The sequence below is a fragment of the Priestia sp. SRI_019 genome, assembly GCF_057586255.1.
The window spans coordinates 584,662-603,277 of the sequence record NZ_JBYCZN010000001.1 but is presented as its reverse complement, the minus strand read 5'-3'; the positions used below and the strand labels follow the sequence as shown (position 1 = coordinate 603,277).

The window sequence follows — 18,616 nt, the reverse complement described above, 5'->3', positions numbered from 1 at the left end:
CCTTAACTTCCAACTCATTCCGACTCATTTTGTTCTCTACCCATTTCATTACTACTTTCGCTCCTCAATCATTTTGCGTGCTACTTCTCGATCGTCAAAATCGAATACTTTTTTACCAATAATTTGATAGGTCTCGTGCCCTTTTCCAGCAATGACAATAACATCATCTGCATGCGCTGTTTCCACTGCATAGCGAATAGCTTCTGCACGATCAGCAATCGTCACATAGTTATCTGTATCCAAACCTTCTTCCATATCTTTTAAAATAGCCAATGGATCTTCACTTCGTGGATTATCAGATGTCAAAATAGCTTGTGTACTGTATTCAGCTGCAATTCGAGCCATGATTGGTCGTTTCGTACGATCTCGATCTCCGCCACAACCAACAATAACATATATATTGCGTTTTGCGAATTCTTTTACAGTTTTTAACACGTTCTCTAAGCTGTCCGGCGTGTGGGCATAATCAACGATAACCGTAAAATCTTGCTCCGCATCAACCACTTCAAAACGCCCAGACACGCCTTCTAACACTTTTATTTCCTCGACAATAACTGACAGAGGGATACCTGATACTAAACATGAAGCCGTAGCCGCTAATACGTTGTAGACGCTGAATTTCCCAATAAGCTTCATCTCTACACGAACCGTTTCTGTCGGTGTTGTCAAGTCGAACGTTGTGCCGCTGTTTGTAATTTGAATATTGGTTGCACGAATATCACTTTCACGGTCAATGCCATAGGTAATCACTGTAGCAGCCGTGTTTTTAATATATTCCTCGGTTGCCGCATCATCAGCATTAAGAACAGCAAATTTAGGACGATTATGGTTATAAGCGTTTCCTAACTGTGCAAATAGCAACCCTTTCGCACGACGATAATCTTCCATTGTATGATGATAGTCCAGGTGATCTTGCGTTAAGTTACTAAATACCGCAACATCAAAGTCGCACCCGTGTACGCGTCCTAAGTCAAGTGCATGAGATGATACTTCCATCATCGCTACTTCTACATTCTCCTCCACCATTTGGTGAAATGTTTTTTGGAGCGTCAGCGATTCAGGCGTTGTGTTTTTCACATCATAAGACGTATCACCAATACGAATTTCGATCGTTCCAATTAGACCCGTCTTTTTATGTTGTGATTTAAAGATATGCTCAATTAAATGTGTAATTGTTGTTTTTCCATTTGTGCCTGTTACACCAATTAAATGCATTTTTTGTGTGGGCTGATTGTAGAAAGCATCCGCTAGCACTGCCATTGCTCGTTTTGTACTCTTCACACGTACAACAGGCACTTCTACATCCACAGGCTTCTCTGCTAAGATTGCTACTGCCCCTTTTTCCACAGCCATCTGTGCAAAGCTATGGCCATCAACTGTATAGCCGTCTATACAAATGAACAATGCTCCAGGCTTAACTTCTCTTGAATCCATTTCAATTGACGTAATATCAATATTCTGTTCAGGAAGCTGAACAAAATCATGTAAATGTGTTAGTAGTTCTCGTAAATCCATTCCTACCATGTCCTCTCTATTTGTAAAGTGAAACGTTTGTTATAAGACGCTATGGCAACTATTCTTCTTTTTCTAGCACCTAACCTATTACATTTTACAGAAAAAGAAGCCCGGAGGGAACACCCCCAAGGCTTATTTGTTGATTTCATGTTCACACGCAGAGTAACCTGCTGATTATCATGCAAGGAAGAATAATGGTTTATAGAGATTTTTATTTTCCCATATAAATTCTAACCGTTTCGCCTTCTTTAACTTTCGTTCCGGCTGCAGGAGACTGCTTGACCACTTTATCTCCTTCGCCGCTCACATCTAATTTTAAATTAAGTAGCTGTTCTTGTAACTCTTTTTTTGACATTCCTACGACATTTGGTACTTTTATCATTGGTGTGTCCAGCCACGTTAACTCTTTTTCAATTTGTCCTTTACGCGGTTTAACGTCCATCACACGCAAACTGTCTTCAATCATTTTACCTACAATCGGAGCTGCTACAACTCCACCAAACTGAATGGTGCCTTTTGGGTTATCAACCGCAACATACACGACAATTTCAGGGTTATCTGCTGGTGCAACGCCGATAAAAGAAACGATGTGATTGTTTTTCAAATACTTTCCATTTTGAGCTTTCTGCGCAGTACCCGTCTTTCCTCCAACGCGGTACCCTTCCACAAAAGCTCCTTTTCCGCTTCCTTGTGCTACTACACTTTCAAGAGCAAAACGCACTTGCTTAGACGTTTCCTCGGAAATAACTTTTCGCTTAGCAACCGGCTTATGACTGCTTACAACTTTTCCGGTAGTTGGATCTACCCACTCTTTGGCAATATAAGGTTCATAAAGCGTTCCACCGTTTACGGCTGCTGAAACAGCAGCTACCTGTTGAATAGGCGTAACAGCAACCCCTTGCCCAAAAGCTGTTGTAGCTTGTTCAACCGGACCTACGCGCTCAAGCGGGAACAATATCCCTTTTGCTTCCCCTTGTAAATCAATACCTGTTTTTTGACCAAAGCCAAATTCTTTAATGTATTTGAACAATTTCTCTTTTCCTAAACGTTCCCCAAGCTCCACAAAACCAGGGTTACATGAGTTCTGTACAACTTCTAAAAAAGACTGCTGTCCATGTCCGCCTTTTTTCCAGCAGCGAAGTCTCGCTCCGCCAACTTCCGCGGCTCCATCATCGTAAAATTGATCTTTTAGTAAATCCACTTTCTTTTCTTCAAGAGCAGCTGCCAGTGTAATAATCTTAAACGTTGATCCGGGCTCATATACGCTCCAGATTGGAAGATTGCGATTATACACCTCAGGCTTCACATTTTTAAAATCCGTAGGATCAAAGCCCGGACGACTTGACATACCTAAAATTTCACCGTTTTTAGGATTCATGGCAATGGCAATCATACCATCTGGATTATAAGCTGTCTGAGCATTATCCAACTCACGCTCCATGATCGTTTGCACACGTGAATCAATGGTCAATCTCAAATCCAGCCCGTCCACAGGTGCTGTGTAGTCATCGGCTATATTGGGCATCTTTTTACCTTTAGCATCCGAATACAATTTAACTGAACCTTTTTGTCCTTTTAGCTCTTTATCATAATATAATTCAAGGCCTGTTAACCCTTGATTATCTACTCCCGCAAAGCCTAATACATGCGACAAATAACTTCCAAACGGATAGTACCGCTTCGAATCTTCAGCTATATATACGCCTTTTAAATTTAAATTTCGCACTTCATTTGCTTTCGCATGTGAAATTTTTCTTCCTTCAGGACGCAAATATACGCTAGAAGAAGCTTTTGTTATTTGTTCATATACTTTTTCTTTCGATGCTCCCAGCACTTTTGCTAACTTTTCAGCCGTAACAGCTGGATTTTCAACTTGTCTTGGCATAACTAAAACGGTCGGTGCACTTTTATTTGTAGCTAGTGCCACATCATTGCGATCTAGTATCTTTCCTCTTTCAGGTTCAAAAGGAATATTCCGACTCCATAAGTCTTTGGCTTTTTCAGTTAGCGTATCCCCAGTCAGCAACTGTACATATCCAAGCCTTGTATCAATAATCAAAAACACAATAAAACCGACAAACAAAACAATGGCTAGCCTTTTACGAACTGTGACTCCTGATACCCGCATATATTAGAACCTCCTCTGAATCGGCTCGTTCCAATATATGCTTGTACAGGATTCACTAGAACTTAATTTCTAGTCAAGTTGCTTATCGTCTTTTTTACTATCAGACTCACTTTTTTCCGTTTCTTTTAACTTATTTAACGTGCTTGAAAATTCTTTAGGCGTTTCAAGTTCCACTTTCAGATACGTTCCTGCTTTTAACGGATCGCCTGCTTTAATACTTTGACTTACAACATAACCATTTTCAAGTGCGCTAGGTCGAACGTTGACAAATTCACTAAAGCGAATAACATCACGATGTGAAAAACCTGTTAAATCAGGCATTGTGGCTTTTCCATTTGTCTTAATGAACACGCGTTGACCAGTGACAATGGTATCGGAAGTAGGTGATTGGCTTTCTACCGTATCTCCTTTACCTATTACAACAGGAACAAGTCCTTTTTGTTTTAAGTCTTTCACAGCACTGTCAACTGATTCGTTAACGTAAGATTTAAGCGTAATTTCTGAATCTACCTTTTTCTCTTCTGTTTTCTTTCCGTCTTCGTCTGTTTTTTCAGGCTCCACCCCTAAGTACTGCAGGCTGTTTTTCATCACCGGATTAAATACGGCTGTAAGCGGTGCAGTACCCGTCTCTTGAGGCGTGAGAGTTGGATTTTTAACGGCTACATAGACAAGCAGCTTTGGATCTTTAGCAGGTGCAAAGCCCATAAAGGAAATGAAATTTTTCCCGTGTCCATGCAAGTAGCCTCCGTTAGGACCAGGAATTTGAGCTGTTCCCGTCTTTCCAGCGACATCATATCCTTCAATTGCGTAAGGTTTCCCTGTTCCGTCATCAGAAGAAACAACGGTTTCTAAAATATCTAGCGTTTCGTTCGCTGCTTTTTTAGAAATAGGTTGTCCTACTACGGTAGGTTTTGTTTTCTTAATCGTTCTCTTATTTGTTTCATCGACTACTTGTTTAATCACGTAAGGCTTCATCATTTTCCCGTCATTTGCAATCGCAGTAGCCGCTTGAATTTCTTGAATAGGCGTAAAAGCAGACGCCTGTCCAAACGCAGTGGTTACGCGGTCTCTCGGGTACTTCGTCACTAACTTGCTAGAAGCTTCGTTTGGCAAGTCAATTCCTGTTTTATCCATAAAGCCAAACTTGTCCAAGTATTTATACAAACGGTCGGTACCTAATTTTTCGTTGGCTAAAATGGCAACCGCTACATTAGAAGACCTTTGAATTCCTTCATTAAATGTAATAGCTCCCCAGCCGACTCCGCCGTTGTGGTCATTAATCGGAACGCTGTTTTTCGTTACTTTATAAGATCCCGACTGATAGCGGTCTTCGCCGTTATAGACGCCTGCATCAATCGCGGCTGCTAGCGTAAAGATTTTCATTGTTGAACCAAGTTCATAGCTGTTTTCAACAAACGGATTACGGTAAGAAGTGATATCACGAATATTTGGGTCAAATGAAGGGCGGTTTGACATCGCCAAAATTTCACCGGTTTTGGGATTCACTACCGTTGCCATTAGCTCTTCTGGTTTATATTCTTTAGCGGCCGCTGTCATTGCATCCTCTAAAAACGTTTGAATTTTTTCATCAATCGTAAGCGTGACGCTGTCTCCATTTTTCGGAGCTACAATTGACTCTTTTGGATCCGGAAGCTTAATTCCATTTTTAGCAGCTTCGTATTTTACATATCCATCTTCTTCAGAAAGCTGCTTATCAAATACTTTTTCGATTCCCATTTTCCCTACGATTTTACCCGTATCATCTTTTTGTGCGTATCCTAAAATACTTGAGGCGAATACACCGTTTGGATAGAAGCGCTTCGAATCGCGTAAAAACGTGATGCCTGGGAGATTTAGTTTTTCAATTTTTTGCTTTAGCACGTTATCAATGTCACGGCCTCCGGGGCCAAGTTCGACTTGGAAGACGTCTTTAGACATCATTTTTTCAAGTTTAGACTCATCCATCTTCAACAATGGGGCTAATTTTTCAGCCGTTTTTTCAGGGTCTACTACGTGCTGCGGGTGATCTTTGTCTTTTGTTTGTTTTTTATCTAAAATCGCCACAACCGTATAAGCACCCGTGTCTTGGGCGATTGCTTCTCCGTTTCGATCGTAAATCGTACCGCGCTGTCCTTCAATTTTGGACGTTCGCGTGTGCTGTTTTTGTGCAATTTCGGCTAAAGCTTCTCCATTTGCTTTACCCGTCGCTTGGATGTAAAAGAACCTGATGGCTAATACAAAAAAGAGCAATGCAAATATTAAAATTAATATTGCTGCTCCTGTACTAATATTGCTATTTTTTCTTGGCGTAGTCATCGCAATTAATCGTTAACGACTTTTACGTTATTTTCATTCAATTTTAGTCCAAGTTCTTTTGCTTTTGTCCAAATACGATCGTATGCACTTAACTCTGTTACCTGTAGTTTTAACTCATTGTTTTTTGCTTCTTGCTTGTCAATCTTTCCATCAAGTGATTGCACTTCTTCACTGATGCTATAAAGCGAAGATTGATTTGAAATGATTTGCACAGACCCAAACAGCATGAGTGCGAAAAATCCCGAATACACAATTTTTTCACCAACCGTGATTTTTCTTTTTGTCTTCCGAACAACTTGACGTACCGTCTTTTGCTGCTTCTGCTGCTGATCTTGCTCTCTTACTTTGTATGCTACATTGTTCATTCTCGTCCCCTCCTCTTTGATTAAACCCTTTAATTACACTAATTTCTCAACAATTCGAAGCTTTGCCGAGCGCGCGCGCTTATTTTCTTCTATCTCTTCTTCTGAAGGTAAAATAGGTTTTCTTGTAATAACTTTCATTTTAGGTTTAAATTCTTCTGGAATAATTGGCAGTCCATGCGGAAGCTGCGGAACCGTACTTGCATTTTTAAACGCAACTTTACAAATTCGGTCTTCAAGTGAGTGGAAGGTAATAACACTTACACGTCCACCTTTTTTGATCACATCCATAGACTGTTCAATTGCATCTTCAAATACTTGAAGCTCATCATTTACAGCAATTCGAATAGCCTGGAAAATTCGTTTTGCCGGATGTCCACCCGTTCTTCTAGCTGGCGCTGGAATCCCATCTTTAATAAGATCAACCAGCTCTAGCGTTGTTTCAATTGGTTTAGACTCTCGATATGCTTCAATTTTGCGGGCAATTTGTTTCGAAAACTTTTCTTCTCCGTATTGGAAAAAGATTTTCACAAGTTTTTCATAAGGCCATTCATTTACTACGTTGTACGCAGAAAACATTGAGTTTTGATCCATGCGCATATCAAGCGGGGCATCATGATGAAAGCTGAACCCTCGCTCTGGTGTATCCAACTGAGGAGACGAGACTCCGAGGTCAAATAATACTCCATCTACTTCTTCAATTCCATGTTTCATTAGCTGCTCTTTTAAATAGCGAAAATTACTTTTGATTAGAATAACTCTGTCTAGATACGGGGCCAATTTCTCTTTTGCATTTGCCAGAGCGACATCGTCTTGATCAAACGCAATTAATTTCCCTTTTTCTGATAGCTGTTTTACGATATATTCACTATGACCTGCTCCGCCAAGCGTGCAGTCGACATATACTCCATCCGGCTTAATATTTAAGCCTTCCGCTGCTTCTTTAAGCAAAACAGTTGTGTGATTAAACATTATGACACCTACTTCTTTCTAAACTACTTAGTTATGTATACAAAAAGCAAAAAACGGTGTTTTTCTTTGATATATATACACGTTTATATTATATATCAAAGTTCAACATTATTTCAGCTATTTATATAAGAATTAAGTAGAATTTTGTCTTTTTGTCACAAATAGTGTCATTTTGTTAAAAGTAGGACATATTCGTAGAATAAAATGTAAGGAATATAAGGTTTTTTTGCGCAATTAGAAATAAATACCTTATAAGGATTCAATTGGTTGATATTCACCTTGTAGACTTTTTCTCTTTTCCAAAATAAAAATCCTGCTTTTCAGCAGGATTTTATTAGACATAACAGACTTTTAACTGGTGATTTAATTCGACTTCAGCACTTAGTAAATCTGACACAAATTGCATACCATAACCATTTAAATAATACATAATATTCCACATACGTTCTTGTGGAGCGTTGTAGGGACGAAGAGCAAGTTCAACTTGAGCATATTTTGAATGCTTCACATCGTGCTTAATTAGCTGTTTGGATTCGACAATCTTTTGAATGGTTTCAAACTGCTTTTGAATAATCGCTCGATTTTTAAGCATGACTTCATCGAATGTTTTGTCTTCTTTTTGAATATTTTCACGAAGAGTTTTATGAATTTTTTCGAAATCTTCTTTCGCTTTTTCAAAATACATTTCATATGGGTTGTGAACTTCTGTCTTAAGCCAGTGCTCCCTCTCTGCATCTACGCCTTCGTTTACTACGTTCGAAAGGTCTAACTGAAGTTCATCCATATACTTCTCGATATGTCTTTCTACGATTGCATAGGATAACCTAGGGACCACGGGAGGCATTTTAAAGCTAAATAAAGAAAATGCTTTTTCAAGCTCTGCCCAATACGCTACTTCCCCCGGACCTGCAATAAACGCAAGGGTAGGAAGTAAGTACTCCTGCATAAGGGGTCGAGTCACAACGTTGTTACTAAGAAGCTCCGGCGTTTGTTTAGCAATTTGAACCAGCTCTTCTTTAGACAGCACGAGTTCATTTTGCTTTCCAACAAACTGCTTTTGTTCTGCATCTCTTTCTAAAAGTACTCTATTTTCGTTGTGTGAATAAAAGAGATGAGCCGTTTCTTCTCCCACTTCAATCATTCGTCCGTATTGTTTTTGAATCTCTGTTTGCTGTTCCATAACGGCTGACGATAATTTGTCATTTTGTTCAATTAACGTCACAAAGAAAGAAGATTCAATGCTGCGTACTTCTTTAGAAGCTGCATCCATTAAAATAAGACCTGACTCTGCGAACATTGTGGTAACCAAATGAGCAAAGAAATCGACATAGGTACGTGATTTGTCTAACGCCTCTAAAACAAGGTGTAATACCTGGTTTGTATGCGCCGTTTCGTTAAACGTTTGAAATACATCACGAACCCAGCTTCTACAGGCTTCATGGTCTAGTTCGATTTGAGAAACCATTTGCTTTTTCTTTAAAGAATGCTTTAACGTTTTCTTTAAAAGCTGGTTTTTATGCTCTGTGTATACATGGTTGATCTCAGCAAAATCATGATCTTCTCCAGCAATCCAAAATACCGGAAGCACGGGCACGTTTAAAGCTTCCTCTTGTTGTTTAGCTAGGAGCACAATTGAAATCACTTTATGAATGGTGTACAAAGGACCCGTAAGCAGCCCCGCTTGCTGACCTCCAACGACCACTACGCTGTTAGGATCTTTTAGCTTTTCAATATTTTCAATCGTCTTAAAAGATGCTCCGTAGCGCTTATTAAAATTAAGCAGATACTCAGCAAGCTGTTCTCTTGGATAAGACTGCTTTTGAACATCCGCTAAACGTTTTTCATATACGTCTTTTTCGTGTATATTATAATGAAAAAAGGAAATGGCTTGCTTTTCACCTTTTATGTAATCGTTCGTTAGTTTGTTTCCCGCCTTTAAAGAGACGTCTGTAATCTCCATGAAAGAACTTCCTTTCTTTTCCTAATACTTATATTCTCTACATATAGCTTCATTATCCATAATGTAACTGCTCACGTCTAGTAACATGCTTTACAGAGAGGAAATACGAAAAGCGATTCCACCTATATTTAATACAATATGTGCAATAAGAAACAAAACAAAATTCATCCGAAAGAACCCTTTCGCAATCAGCTTCATTTCTAAGTCATGTTTGACCTTCCAATGTACAAACATCATAATCATTGCTACAACTAAAAGGACTAACGCAATCAACCACAAAAAAGAGTGCCCGAAAATTTCGACAGCTGCATAATGCACGGACAAAATAAGAAAAACCGTAGTAATGTACGTTGCTATGTGGACAGATTTCCTTTTATTTTTCGTCAGTTTGCGTAAAAGCATGTATAGAATAAAAAAACCAACGAGCGGCAGAGTGACAAACGTCGCAAAAACTCCAGCAATAAAACTTCCCATGTTAATCACCCTTTTCTTCTTCGATTCCTTTTATTGACCCATATAAAAAGTCAACAATAGGCGTCGACGTTCTTTTTTCAGCAGCTTGTGTTTGAATATAGCCTAAAATAGCATCAATTTCTGTTTGCCGCCCCTCCTGTATATCTTTTAGCATAGAAGATTGATTTGTACTCGTGCGTGAACAAACCCCCAGCGCATTTTCCCAATAATTAAAAGCTGAATCCAGTTTTAACACAGCGGCAATCTCTTCAAACAATAGACGCATCGTTTTATAAAAGTAGCTGTTATGAATCAGCTGCCCATTTTTCACCCGATACAGCGCCGTAAGAGGATTGATGAGCGCATTTACAACTAATTTCTTTACCAGCATCGCATACCAATCTGCTTCAATCACCCAAGGAAAATTTACAATTGGCAAGATAGACTCCATTTCTCCTCTGTACGAAGCAATACGGGTTGTTCCTATTCCTGTATGATGGACGCTATCCATATTGGTACGCATTGCCCCGTGTTCAACTGTACCCAAATAGAGAGTGCGCTGCGGGAGATTTTTAAGAATTTCAATATGGCTCATACCGTTTTGGATAAACAAAAGGGGAGTATGTATAGTAAGGGTTTTGATAAAAGGAATAATCTCTTTTAAATGATACTGTTTTACAGTAATAATGATTAAATCTGCTTCTTTTATGTGTTTTTCCAGAGAGATAGCACTGACTTTTTTAGTGTGATGTTCCTCTTGTCTATGTAAGGTAATTCCATTATCGTTAATACACTTTGCTTGAGTTTTTGTTTTCGTATACAAGGTTACATCATAACAATCTGATAAATACGCGCTAAACAACAGACCTAATGATCCGCCTCCAATAATACCTATAGTTTTCATCGTATTTTTTGTTCCTCTTTCCATTATTGAGTTTCATTTTAGCAAAAAAATGCTTTGAATTAAATGCATTCTTAAAATTTTACCTATTCATATAGCCCGTGTGATTAAAAATCACCGGGCTTATTGTAAATTATTTAAAGTGATCCCGTTTTTTTTTATTATACGGGATACACCGGATGTTTACGACGGCTAAAGGTCACATTCTTTGTTTCATATAATCGAAAGCGGTCAATTAAAGTTCGACGCAGTTCGTTAGCAGGAACGATGTCGTCAATAATAAGTTCAGAAGCCAGCGTATAGATATCGATGTGTTCTTTATACTCCTGCTGTTTCTGTTTAACAAACATAAACCGCTCTTTCGGATCTTCAATTTCATTAATTTTATTAGAATAGACGGCATTTACTGCCGCTTCAGGACCCATTACGGCAATTTGAGCAGTAGGTAATGCAAGGCAGCAATCCGGTTCAAAAGCTGGACCAGCCATAGCGTAAAGCCCTGCGCCATAAGCTTTGCGCATGACTACGGAAATTTTAGGAACTGTAGCTGAACTCATCGCTGCAATCAATTTTGCACCATGTCTAATGATGCCTGCTCTTTCTACTTTGGTTCCAATCATGAATCCAGGTACATCCGCTAAAAATAGCAAAGGAATATGGAAGGCATCGCACAGTTGAATAAATTTTGCTCCTTTATCTGCTGAATCTACAAACAGCACTCCTCCTTTGACCTTCGGCTGATTGGCAATAATCCCTACTACTTTTCCATCTATTCGTGCAAGCCCTGTTACCAATTCGGCGGCAAACAGTTTTTTCACTTCAAAGAAGCTCCCTTCGTCAATAAGGGTATCAATTGCTTCATAGATATCAAATGGAACATTTTGATTCTCCGGAATTAGTTCTACTAAATCCTTTGTCTCCTTAGGCTCTTTAGCTTTTTGTACTTTAGGCTTCTCTTGATAGTTTTGTGGAAAGTAGGTTAAATAAGATTTGGCATAGGAAATAGCTTCTTCTTCAGAATAAGCTAACACATCTCCACATCCGCTAACGCTGCAGTGCATATGTGCTCCTCCCATTTCTTCTAGCGTAACCTTTTCTCCAATAACAGCTTCGGCCATACGCGGCGAACCTAAGTACATAGAAGCGTTTCCATCTACCATCACAACAATATCACAAAATGCAGGGATATAAGCCCCTCCAGCTGCTGACGGACCGAAGAGCAAACAAATTTGAGGAATGACGCCGGAAAGTTTTACTTGATTGTGAAAGATCCGTCCAGCTCCTCGGCGGTTTGGAAACATATCTAATTGATCCGTAATACGCGCTCCTGCAGAATCCACTAGGTAGAGCAAAGGCACATGCAGTTTTTCTGCTACTTCTTGAATCCGAATAATTTTCTCTACTGTTCTGGCCCCCCAAGATCCTGCTTTTACAGTAGAGTCATTAGCCATTACACAAACCGTTTCACCGTTTACTTTCCCAATTGCAGTTACAACACCGTCTGCCGGCAACCCTTCGGCTTTATTATTTGCAAACATGCCGTCTTCTTCATATTTCCCGTCATCAAATAAAAGGGCTAAACGATCTCTTACAAAAAGCTTCTGTTGTTTTGCAAGTTTCTCTTTGTACTTCTCCGCGTTGCCACGCTCTACTTTTTGACGATTTTCATCATATTTTTTCTGAGATTCACCTGTATGTATCATGATATCTCTCCTTTATGAGTTATGAAATAGTCACCAAAACGTCGCCTTCGTTCACAAAATCCCCCACGGCTATATGGACAGTCTCTGCAATACCAGCTTGATCGCTTTCAATAGGAATTTCCATTTTCATAGATTCTAATACAACAACAACTTCTCCTTTGGCTACACTTGCACCTTGCTGAACAAACACATTAAATACCATGCCTGCCATTGTCGCTTTGATTTCACTCATTGTGGTGCTCCTCCTTTATTTAATACGGTTGATAATAACGATGTGTTATAGGTGCCTTTTTCATATAACTCTTCATTTAACAACTGCTTAAATAGAGGAATATTCGTTTTGATTCCCTCTACAACAGCTTCTGTAAAATATGATTTAGCTAGTTCAATTGCATTTGAACGCGTACGACCAGTAATAATAACTTTTGCAATCATTGGATCATAAAAAGGTGTAACCGCATTCATATCACTGTAGCCGCTGTCTACGCGCGCATAGGTTCGCTCGGGCAAGTGATAACCCGTAATTTTTCCCGGAGCCGGTAAAAAAGTAAACGGATCTTCTGCATAAATTCGAAATTCAATGGCATAGTTATTTGCTGCTATTTCCTCTTGCACACGTGGAAGCTTTTCTCCGCGCGCAGCTAAGATCTGCCACTTAACTAAATCGACCCCTGCAATTTGCTCGGTGATCGGATGCTCAACTTGCAGCCGCGTGTTCATTTCAAGAAAATAAAAATTTTCGTCTTCATCCACAATAAACTCCACCGTACCTGCATTATAATATCCGATTGCTTTAGCCGCTTGAACGGCTTGGTTTTGCATGGCTTGTCGCGTACTTTCTTTTAAAGAAAGCGCAGGGGCTTCTTCAATCACTTTTTGATTTCTTCTTTGTACGGAACAATCGCGTTCAAAAAGATGAACGACATTACCATGCTGATCTCCAAACACCTGTACTTCGATATGTTTTGCGTTTGTGATAAGCTTTTCAATAAACATTCCTTCTTGACCAAAATATGCTTTTGCTCTTGCTTTTGTGGAGGCATACACTTGTTTTACTGCTTCTTCGTTATCGCAGCGCACCATCCCAATTCCGCCGCCGCCTCCGCTTGCTTTTAACATAACGGGATATCCAATTAGACTCGCTACTTTACAAGCCTCTTCAACTGACGTCACATCGCCTTCGCTGCCGGGGACAACAGGTACACCCGCTTCTTTCATCGCGGCACGAGCAGCAATTTTGTCGCCCATCATCGAAATGATTTCGGGAGAAGGACCGATAAAACAAAAACCTTCATCAATCGCTCTTTTAGCAAATGCACTATTTTCCGATAAAAATCCATATCCAGGATGAATGGCATCTACTTTTTCTTCATGACTAATTCGCAGCAATTCTTCTACATTCAAATATGACTTTTGCACAGGAGGCTCTCCAATTCGACGTGCTTTTGTAGCTGCTTGAACATAAGGAAGCTCTGCATCTGCATCGGAATAGACAGCCACCGTTTCAATGCCCATTTGTTTGCATGTATGAATAATACGAAGAGCAATTTCTCCTCGATTTGCAATCAGTATTTTTTTCACCTTTCTCTCCCCTTTCCTCAAATTTCTACTTTCCCCCATATAATTCTACAATAATTTTAAAACTCCTCTACAATTTTTGAAAACGCTTTCTATTTGGATCTTGCTTTCCTTTTGCTTCCTTTCTAAAAAGTGATGCTTATAGTAATGTATTCTTCATATTTAACTGAAAGAATTCATTTTTCCTTATGCGCATTGAATATTCGTTCACCAATCATGAAAACAGAATATTTTGTATTTTTGTTATATAATATTAGATGAACGAACCAAGCCAGTTCGTTTGTCTAGCAAGGAGACATAACAAGGGGGATATGGGATGAATTACGAAGTGAAGCATTTAAAAATTAATTTTAAAACGCTAGAAGAGTTCAAGAAATTCAAAGAATATGGCATTCAAGAACTTTCAATGCTAGAAGAATTACATGCCAAAATTTCCGATAATGAAATAAATTCTCCGTTTTACGGTATTTATTTTGGAAATAGCTTAGTGGCTCGGATGAGTCTCTATAAGCGAAACAAACAGTACGATCAATATTTCGAGCCGCCTCAAACGTATATTGAAGTGTGGAAACTCGAAGTGCTCAGCGATTTTCAGCGCAAAGGATTGGGTCAAACGCTCGTTGAATACGCCAAATCCTTTCAATTACCTATCAAAACAAGCCCACGAGTAAAATCGAATGATTTTTGGTCAAAAATGGGGTTCGTACCTGTAACATATGATATCGATCGTGATTTGGGAGAAAACCCTCTTATTTGGCTACCAAACGGTGTAAGCGAACAAAAATAAACAGCTGATTTCCAGCTGTTTATTTTATATCTATGTGGTATATATAATCAACATGAAGTAGGGAGCATTCAAACTGTCGCTTTACTTTTGAACTTTTTCTAAATTTAAATTTTTATCCACTTGAAATTTCACTTTTCTACTTTTTTCGTCCTCTTTTAATACAACCATTTTACGAGCCCTCTCCATAATTTCAATAAGAGCTTTATAGTCATCTTCCACAATTAACAAGTTGTTTTGCAAAGCTTTTTTTTCTTTTTCCAAAATCGTTACTTTCTCTTGTAAACGTTCAATCTTTTGCTGCAGTTCTTCATTAGCTTCGAGAAGCTCTGACGAGTGCCTTTGCCCTTGATCTACATTTTCTAAATATTTAATTACCTCATTAAGCGAAATATGTTTCTCTGCTTCCATATATGATAAGCGTGCAGGCTGCTCGTCATCTTTTGAAAGAGTTCTTGCTTTTAATTCTTTTCTCTGTTTTTTCGCAAGATCAATACCAGTCTTGTATTGTTTGCGCACAAAAGAATTCCAGCGGAAGCCACAAGCTGCTGATGTTCGTGTAAGTTTCTTCCCCACTTCTTCAAATGCAGCTAGCTGAGTGCCACCTTCACGTATATGACGCAGTACAATTTCTGCGAGTAATAAATCTTCATCATGAGTCCATGCATCTTGACGAGAAGAAGTCATTTTTCTATCCCTCCTTATCCGTACTTATTAAATGAATATGCACCTACTAGATAAGATAGACTATTGTTCCTCTTCTCAATCAAGAAAATCTTTCATATACTTTGAAGCAAAATGGGAAACCCGTGATTCTTTCATCTTTCGCTTATTAACTATATTGCTATGGAAATGCAGTTCATAACTATGTTTTTTTAACGATGACCTTTTGAACCGCTTCTTCATGCTCAGGCGACTCCCACAATATCGAGCAGCGATGAATTTCTTGTTCCATCCGATTCCAAACCCGGCTTTGCTCCCATTTCTCAATAGCGATTTCTTTGTAAGCTTGCAATACCTGGGTCGGTTTATGAGTGATAGGGGCTAACCACTCCTCACACCTCATAGTTAGCTCTTTAAACGACGTGACATAGGAAAGAAATCCAATTTGCTTTGCCCGTTCTACTCCATACAGCTGAGCACTGTAGATCATTTCCATCGCTTCTTGATAACGCAGCTTTTCAAGAAGAATGGTTCCTCCTCCCCAGCCTGTTGTAATTCCTAAATTCCCTTGAATAAAGCCCATTTCGCTATGTGTTGCACTTATACGAAAGTCACATGCAATCGCAAGTTCACATCCTCCTCCAACCGATGTTCCATTCAAAAGGGCAACTGTGGGTTTTGGGAGTGTTAAAATCTCATAAAGAATTTTCCCCATTTTCGTTAACATTTGAGACGCCTCTTTCGAAGTCTTTAGCTCATGAAATACACTTAAATCTCCTCCACTGCAAAATGCATCTGAACCAGCACCTGTAATTACAAAAGCTTTTACTAACTGATCATGTTTCACATAATCTACAGCTTGCTGCAGTTCATTCATAACATCATAATCAATAGCATTACGCTTTTCAGGACGATTAATCACAAACGTAGCAATGCCTTGGCTTGTAGTAAACAACTCGCTTTTTTTCATGCTTTTTCCTCCTTATAGACAAGGTATGAATCCTTTTACAACAGTAATTGTTTATTTAAAAAGAGTTCTTGTTCTATAAGAAAAATCCTTCTCTCCCAAAGGGCAGAGAAGGAAAAAAGGCAAAAAAAATAAAAGACCCTCTTAGAGGGTCTTTTATTTAAATAAGCAATTATTTGCTTACTACGTCATTTCCTTTGTAAGTACCACAAGCTTTACATACGCGGTGTGATAGTTTCATTTCACCACAATTTGGGCACTCTACCATACCAGGAACTTGTAATTTAAAGTGCGTACGACGCGTTCTTTTCTTCATTTTAGATGTTCTTCTAAAAGGTACAGCCATTATTCCCACCTCCTTAAAAGAGTTTTAAAATCATATGAAGGCCCGAAAGCCGGATCTTCGCATTTTTATTTCTTTTTGTCTTTAAAGAAATTTTCGAGTACGGCTAAGCGGGGATCTACTTTTTCCTGCTGTTCTTCTTCGGTAACAACTTCCCAGTCTTTTCCTGACTGTGGAGCTGCTCCTGCCGCTTGCTGATTTTCACTAAATACCTGCAGAGGAATTTCAACAATAATTAACTCTTGAATCAAAGGTTGTAAATCAACCGTTTCTCCCTCTACAATGCGTACTTCAGCATCTTCTTCATAATCAGCATTCACATTCAATAAAAACGTTTCAGTTGCGTTAATTTCAAACGGATACGGAACGTCAACTAATGTACGAGCACAAGGCAACGTCATTTCTCCTGAGATTTTAAGGTGAAACGTTACTTTCGAAGAGCTAATGTCGGCTCTTCCTTTCACATTTACATCTGACATTCTACGAATTTGAGGATCAGCATTCATAAACTCTTTGCCGTCAATCACTTCGTCAAATGTTAGACCTTTATTTTGCAACTGATACAATTGATGTATTGTCCATTTCATTGTTAATCACCTCAAGGCAACAAAGGTTATTATAGCTTTCACAAGATTATTTGTCAATATTTTTTCTTTACACTATAATGTACTTAAATATGCTTTTTTGTAAAAATTTCTTACTTTCATAAAAAAATGTTTTTAAAACAAAGAGCTAGACTAAAAATAATAAATTAAAAGGAGACATTATGCAAGCAGTTGGAATAATTGTCGAATATAATCCTTTTCATAATGGACACGCTTATCATCTGCAGCAAGCGAAACAACAAGCCGGAGCAGATTGTGTGATTGCTGTGATGAGCGGGCACTTTTTGCAGCGCGGAGAGCCTGCTCTCGTGTCGAAATGGTCCCGCACAAGAATGGCTTTAGCCGCTGGTGCAGACTTAGTCGTTGAATTACCCTATGCTTTTTCTACTCAAAAAGCTGAAACATTCGCAAGCGGCGCTATTTCTATTTTAGAATCCCTTCACGCTGACTTTGTATGCTTCGGCAGCGAAAATGGCAATATTGACTCATTTACCCGCACCGCTGATTTGCTCGAAGCTCACGAATCAGAACTATCCGCTTTAATTCAACAAGAGATGAAAAAAGGGAACAGTTATCCAAAAGCAGCTTCCAATGCTTTCTTACAGCTTTTCACGGAGGCTCCTATTGATCTATCTCAGCCAAATAATGTGCTTGGAATGAGCTATGTAGCTGCCATTAAAAAACAGCATGCATCTATTAAACCATATACGATCACTCGAATTCAATCACATTATCACGATAATTCCCTGTCTTCCTCTTTTATTTCAAGCGCTACGAGCATACGTAAAGCTATTTTTGACAGCAGCAGCCATGGGGATCTGAGCAAGCACATGCCAGTTAGTACAGCAAATGAATTAGCAGCTTACAAGCAAGCATACGGACAGTTTCATCATTGGGAGCATTATTTCCCATTTTTGAAATACAAATTATTAACTACTCCGCTTTATGACTTACAGCGTATTTATGAAATAGAAGAAGGTATTGAACATCGGCTGCTATCTTATATTTCTTCAGCTACTTCATTTGAAGATTTTTTAACAAAGGTTAAAACGAAGCGATATACGAGAACCCGTTTACAGCGCATGTGCGTTCACCTTTTAACCAATACAACAAAAAGTGAGATGCAAAAAGCTAATCCTTACATTCGCTTATTGGGAATGTCAAAGACCGGACAAGACTATTTAAAAACAATTAAGAAAAAGCTGTCCCTTCCTATTGTATCCACTGTCTCGCAATGTAAACTAAAAGAAATTGATACCGATATTAAAGCGACACATGTTTATAGTATGCCGTTTCAGGAACCTCTGCGCTCTCAGTTTATGAAACAAGAATACACGCAGCCTCCTATCATTTGGTCATAAAAAAA

Annotated in this window: 17 protein-coding genes; 2 read left to right on the top strand and 15 right to left on the bottom strand. The window is 38.9% G+C overall.

Annotated features, from left to right (window positions below; all coding sequences use genetic code 11):
* Positions 1 to 51: 51 nt before the first annotated feature.
* The 11 genes from AC2YJL_RS03145 to AC2YJL_RS03095 all read right to left on the bottom strand — a co-directional run bounded on the left by AC2YJL_RS03145 (position 52) and on the right by AC2YJL_RS03095 (position 13,891).
* Entirely contained in the window at positions 52 to 1,515 is a 1,464-nt protein-coding gene (locus tag AC2YJL_RS03145) for a UDP-N-acetylmuramoyl-L-alanyl-D-glutamate--2,6-diaminopimelate ligase (RefSeq protein WP_050689679.1), read from the bottom strand.
* A gap of 211 nt (positions 1,516 to 1,726) precedes the next feature.
* Entirely contained in the window at positions 1,727 to 3,643 is a 1,917-nt protein-coding gene (locus tag AC2YJL_RS03140; protein ID WP_013084856.1) for a stage V sporulation protein D, read from the bottom strand.
* 69 nt (positions 3,644 to 3,712) lie between these two features.
* Positions 3,713 to 5,959, bottom strand: coding sequence for a penicillin-binding protein (locus AC2YJL_RS03135; protein WP_195695960.1), 2,247 nt, complete (start codon positions 5,957 to 5,959; stop codon positions 3,713 to 3,715).
* A 5-nt stretch (positions 5,960 to 5,964) separates the two neighbouring features.
* On the bottom strand, positions 5,965 to 6,324 hold the full coding sequence (gene ftsL / locus AC2YJL_RS03130; protein WP_251568776.1) for a cell division protein FtsL: 360 nt from the start codon (positions 6,322 to 6,324) through the stop codon (positions 5,965 to 5,967).
* Positions 6,325 to 6,357: 33 nt separating this feature from the next.
* Entirely contained in the window at positions 6,358 to 7,293 is a 936-nt protein-coding gene (rsmH, locus tag AC2YJL_RS03125) for a 16S rRNA (cytosine(1402)-N(4))-methyltransferase RsmH (protein ID WP_050689682.1), read from the bottom strand.
* A gap of 334 nt (positions 7,294 to 7,627) precedes the next feature.
* Positions 7,628 to 9,253, bottom strand: a complete 1,626-nt coding sequence (gene bshC / locus AC2YJL_RS03120; protein ID WP_251568777.1) for a bacillithiol biosynthesis cysteine-adding enzyme BshC — start codon at positions 9,251 to 9,253, stop codon at positions 7,628 to 7,630.
* A gap of 90 nt (positions 9,254 to 9,343) precedes the next feature.
* The gene (locus AC2YJL_RS03115; RefSeq protein WP_013058968.1) at positions 9,344 to 9,727 is read right to left on the bottom strand and encodes a DUF3397 domain-containing protein; all 384 of its coding nucleotides are present in this window, start codon (positions 9,725 to 9,727) and stop codon (positions 9,344 to 9,346) included.
* A 1-nt stretch (position 9,728) separates the two neighbouring features.
* A complete protein-coding gene (locus AC2YJL_RS03110; protein ID WP_230933521.1) occupies positions 9,729 to 10,610 on the bottom strand; it encodes a 2-dehydropantoate 2-reductase in 882 nt (293 codons plus the stop codon).
* Between the two features lie 158 nt (positions 10,611 to 10,768).
* On the bottom strand, positions 10,769 to 12,310 hold the full coding sequence (locus AC2YJL_RS03105) for an acyl-CoA carboxylase subunit beta (protein WP_195695958.1): 1,542 nt from the start codon (positions 12,308 to 12,310) through the stop codon (positions 10,769 to 10,771).
* 19 nt (positions 12,311 to 12,329) lie between these two features.
* On the bottom strand, positions 12,330 to 12,542 hold the full coding sequence (locus tag AC2YJL_RS03100; protein WP_013058971.1) for a biotin/lipoyl-containing protein: 213 nt from the start codon (positions 12,540 to 12,542) through the stop codon (positions 12,330 to 12,332).
* Positions 12,539 to 13,891: an acetyl-CoA carboxylase biotin carboxylase subunit gene (locus AC2YJL_RS03095; RefSeq protein ID WP_057243122.1), complete on the bottom strand. Its 1,353-nt coding sequence runs from the start codon at positions 13,889 to 13,891 to the stop codon at positions 12,539 to 12,541. The genes AC2YJL_RS03100 and AC2YJL_RS03095 overlap by 4 nt, the downstream gene beginning before the upstream one ends.
* Positions 13,892 to 14,204: 313 nt before the next feature.
* On the opposite strand from AC2YJL_RS03095, the gene AC2YJL_RS03090 reads away from it, so the two are divergent.
* Positions 14,205 to 14,675, top strand: coding sequence for an N-acetyltransferase (locus AC2YJL_RS03090; protein WP_251568778.1), 471 nt, complete (start codon positions 14,205 to 14,207; stop codon positions 14,673 to 14,675).
* Positions 14,676 to 14,756: 81 nt separating this feature from the next.
* Here the strand turns inward: AC2YJL_RS03090 and AC2YJL_RS03085 are convergent, their stop codons facing one another.
* From AC2YJL_RS03085 to AC2YJL_RS03070, 4 genes are all read right to left on the bottom strand, one after another.
* Positions 14,757 to 15,359, bottom strand: a complete 603-nt coding sequence (locus tag AC2YJL_RS03085; RefSeq protein WP_230933522.1) for an RsfA family transcriptional regulator — start codon at positions 15,357 to 15,359, stop codon at positions 14,757 to 14,759.
* Between the two features lie 178 nt (positions 15,360 to 15,537).
* A complete protein-coding gene (locus tag AC2YJL_RS03080; RefSeq protein WP_013084864.1) occupies positions 15,538 to 16,305 on the bottom strand; it encodes an enoyl-CoA hydratase/isomerase family protein in 768 nt (255 codons plus the stop codon).
* 169 nt (positions 16,306 to 16,474) lie between these two features.
* A complete protein-coding gene (rpmF, locus tag AC2YJL_RS03075; RefSeq protein ID WP_013058976.1) occupies positions 16,475 to 16,648 on the bottom strand; it encodes a 50S ribosomal protein L32 in 174 nt (57 codons plus the stop codon).
* Positions 16,649 to 16,713: 65 nt separating this feature from the next.
* Entirely contained in the window at positions 16,714 to 17,232 is a 519-nt protein-coding gene (locus AC2YJL_RS03070; RefSeq protein ID WP_014458367.1) for a YceD family protein, read from the bottom strand.
* Between the two features lie 179 nt (positions 17,233 to 17,411).
* Between AC2YJL_RS03070 and AC2YJL_RS03065 the strand changes: the two genes are divergently transcribed.
* Positions 17,412 to 18,611, top strand: a complete 1,200-nt coding sequence (locus AC2YJL_RS03065; RefSeq protein ID WP_251568779.1) for a nucleotidyltransferase — start codon at positions 17,412 to 17,414, stop codon at positions 18,609 to 18,611.
* Positions 18,612 to 18,616 lie beyond the last annotated feature (5 nt).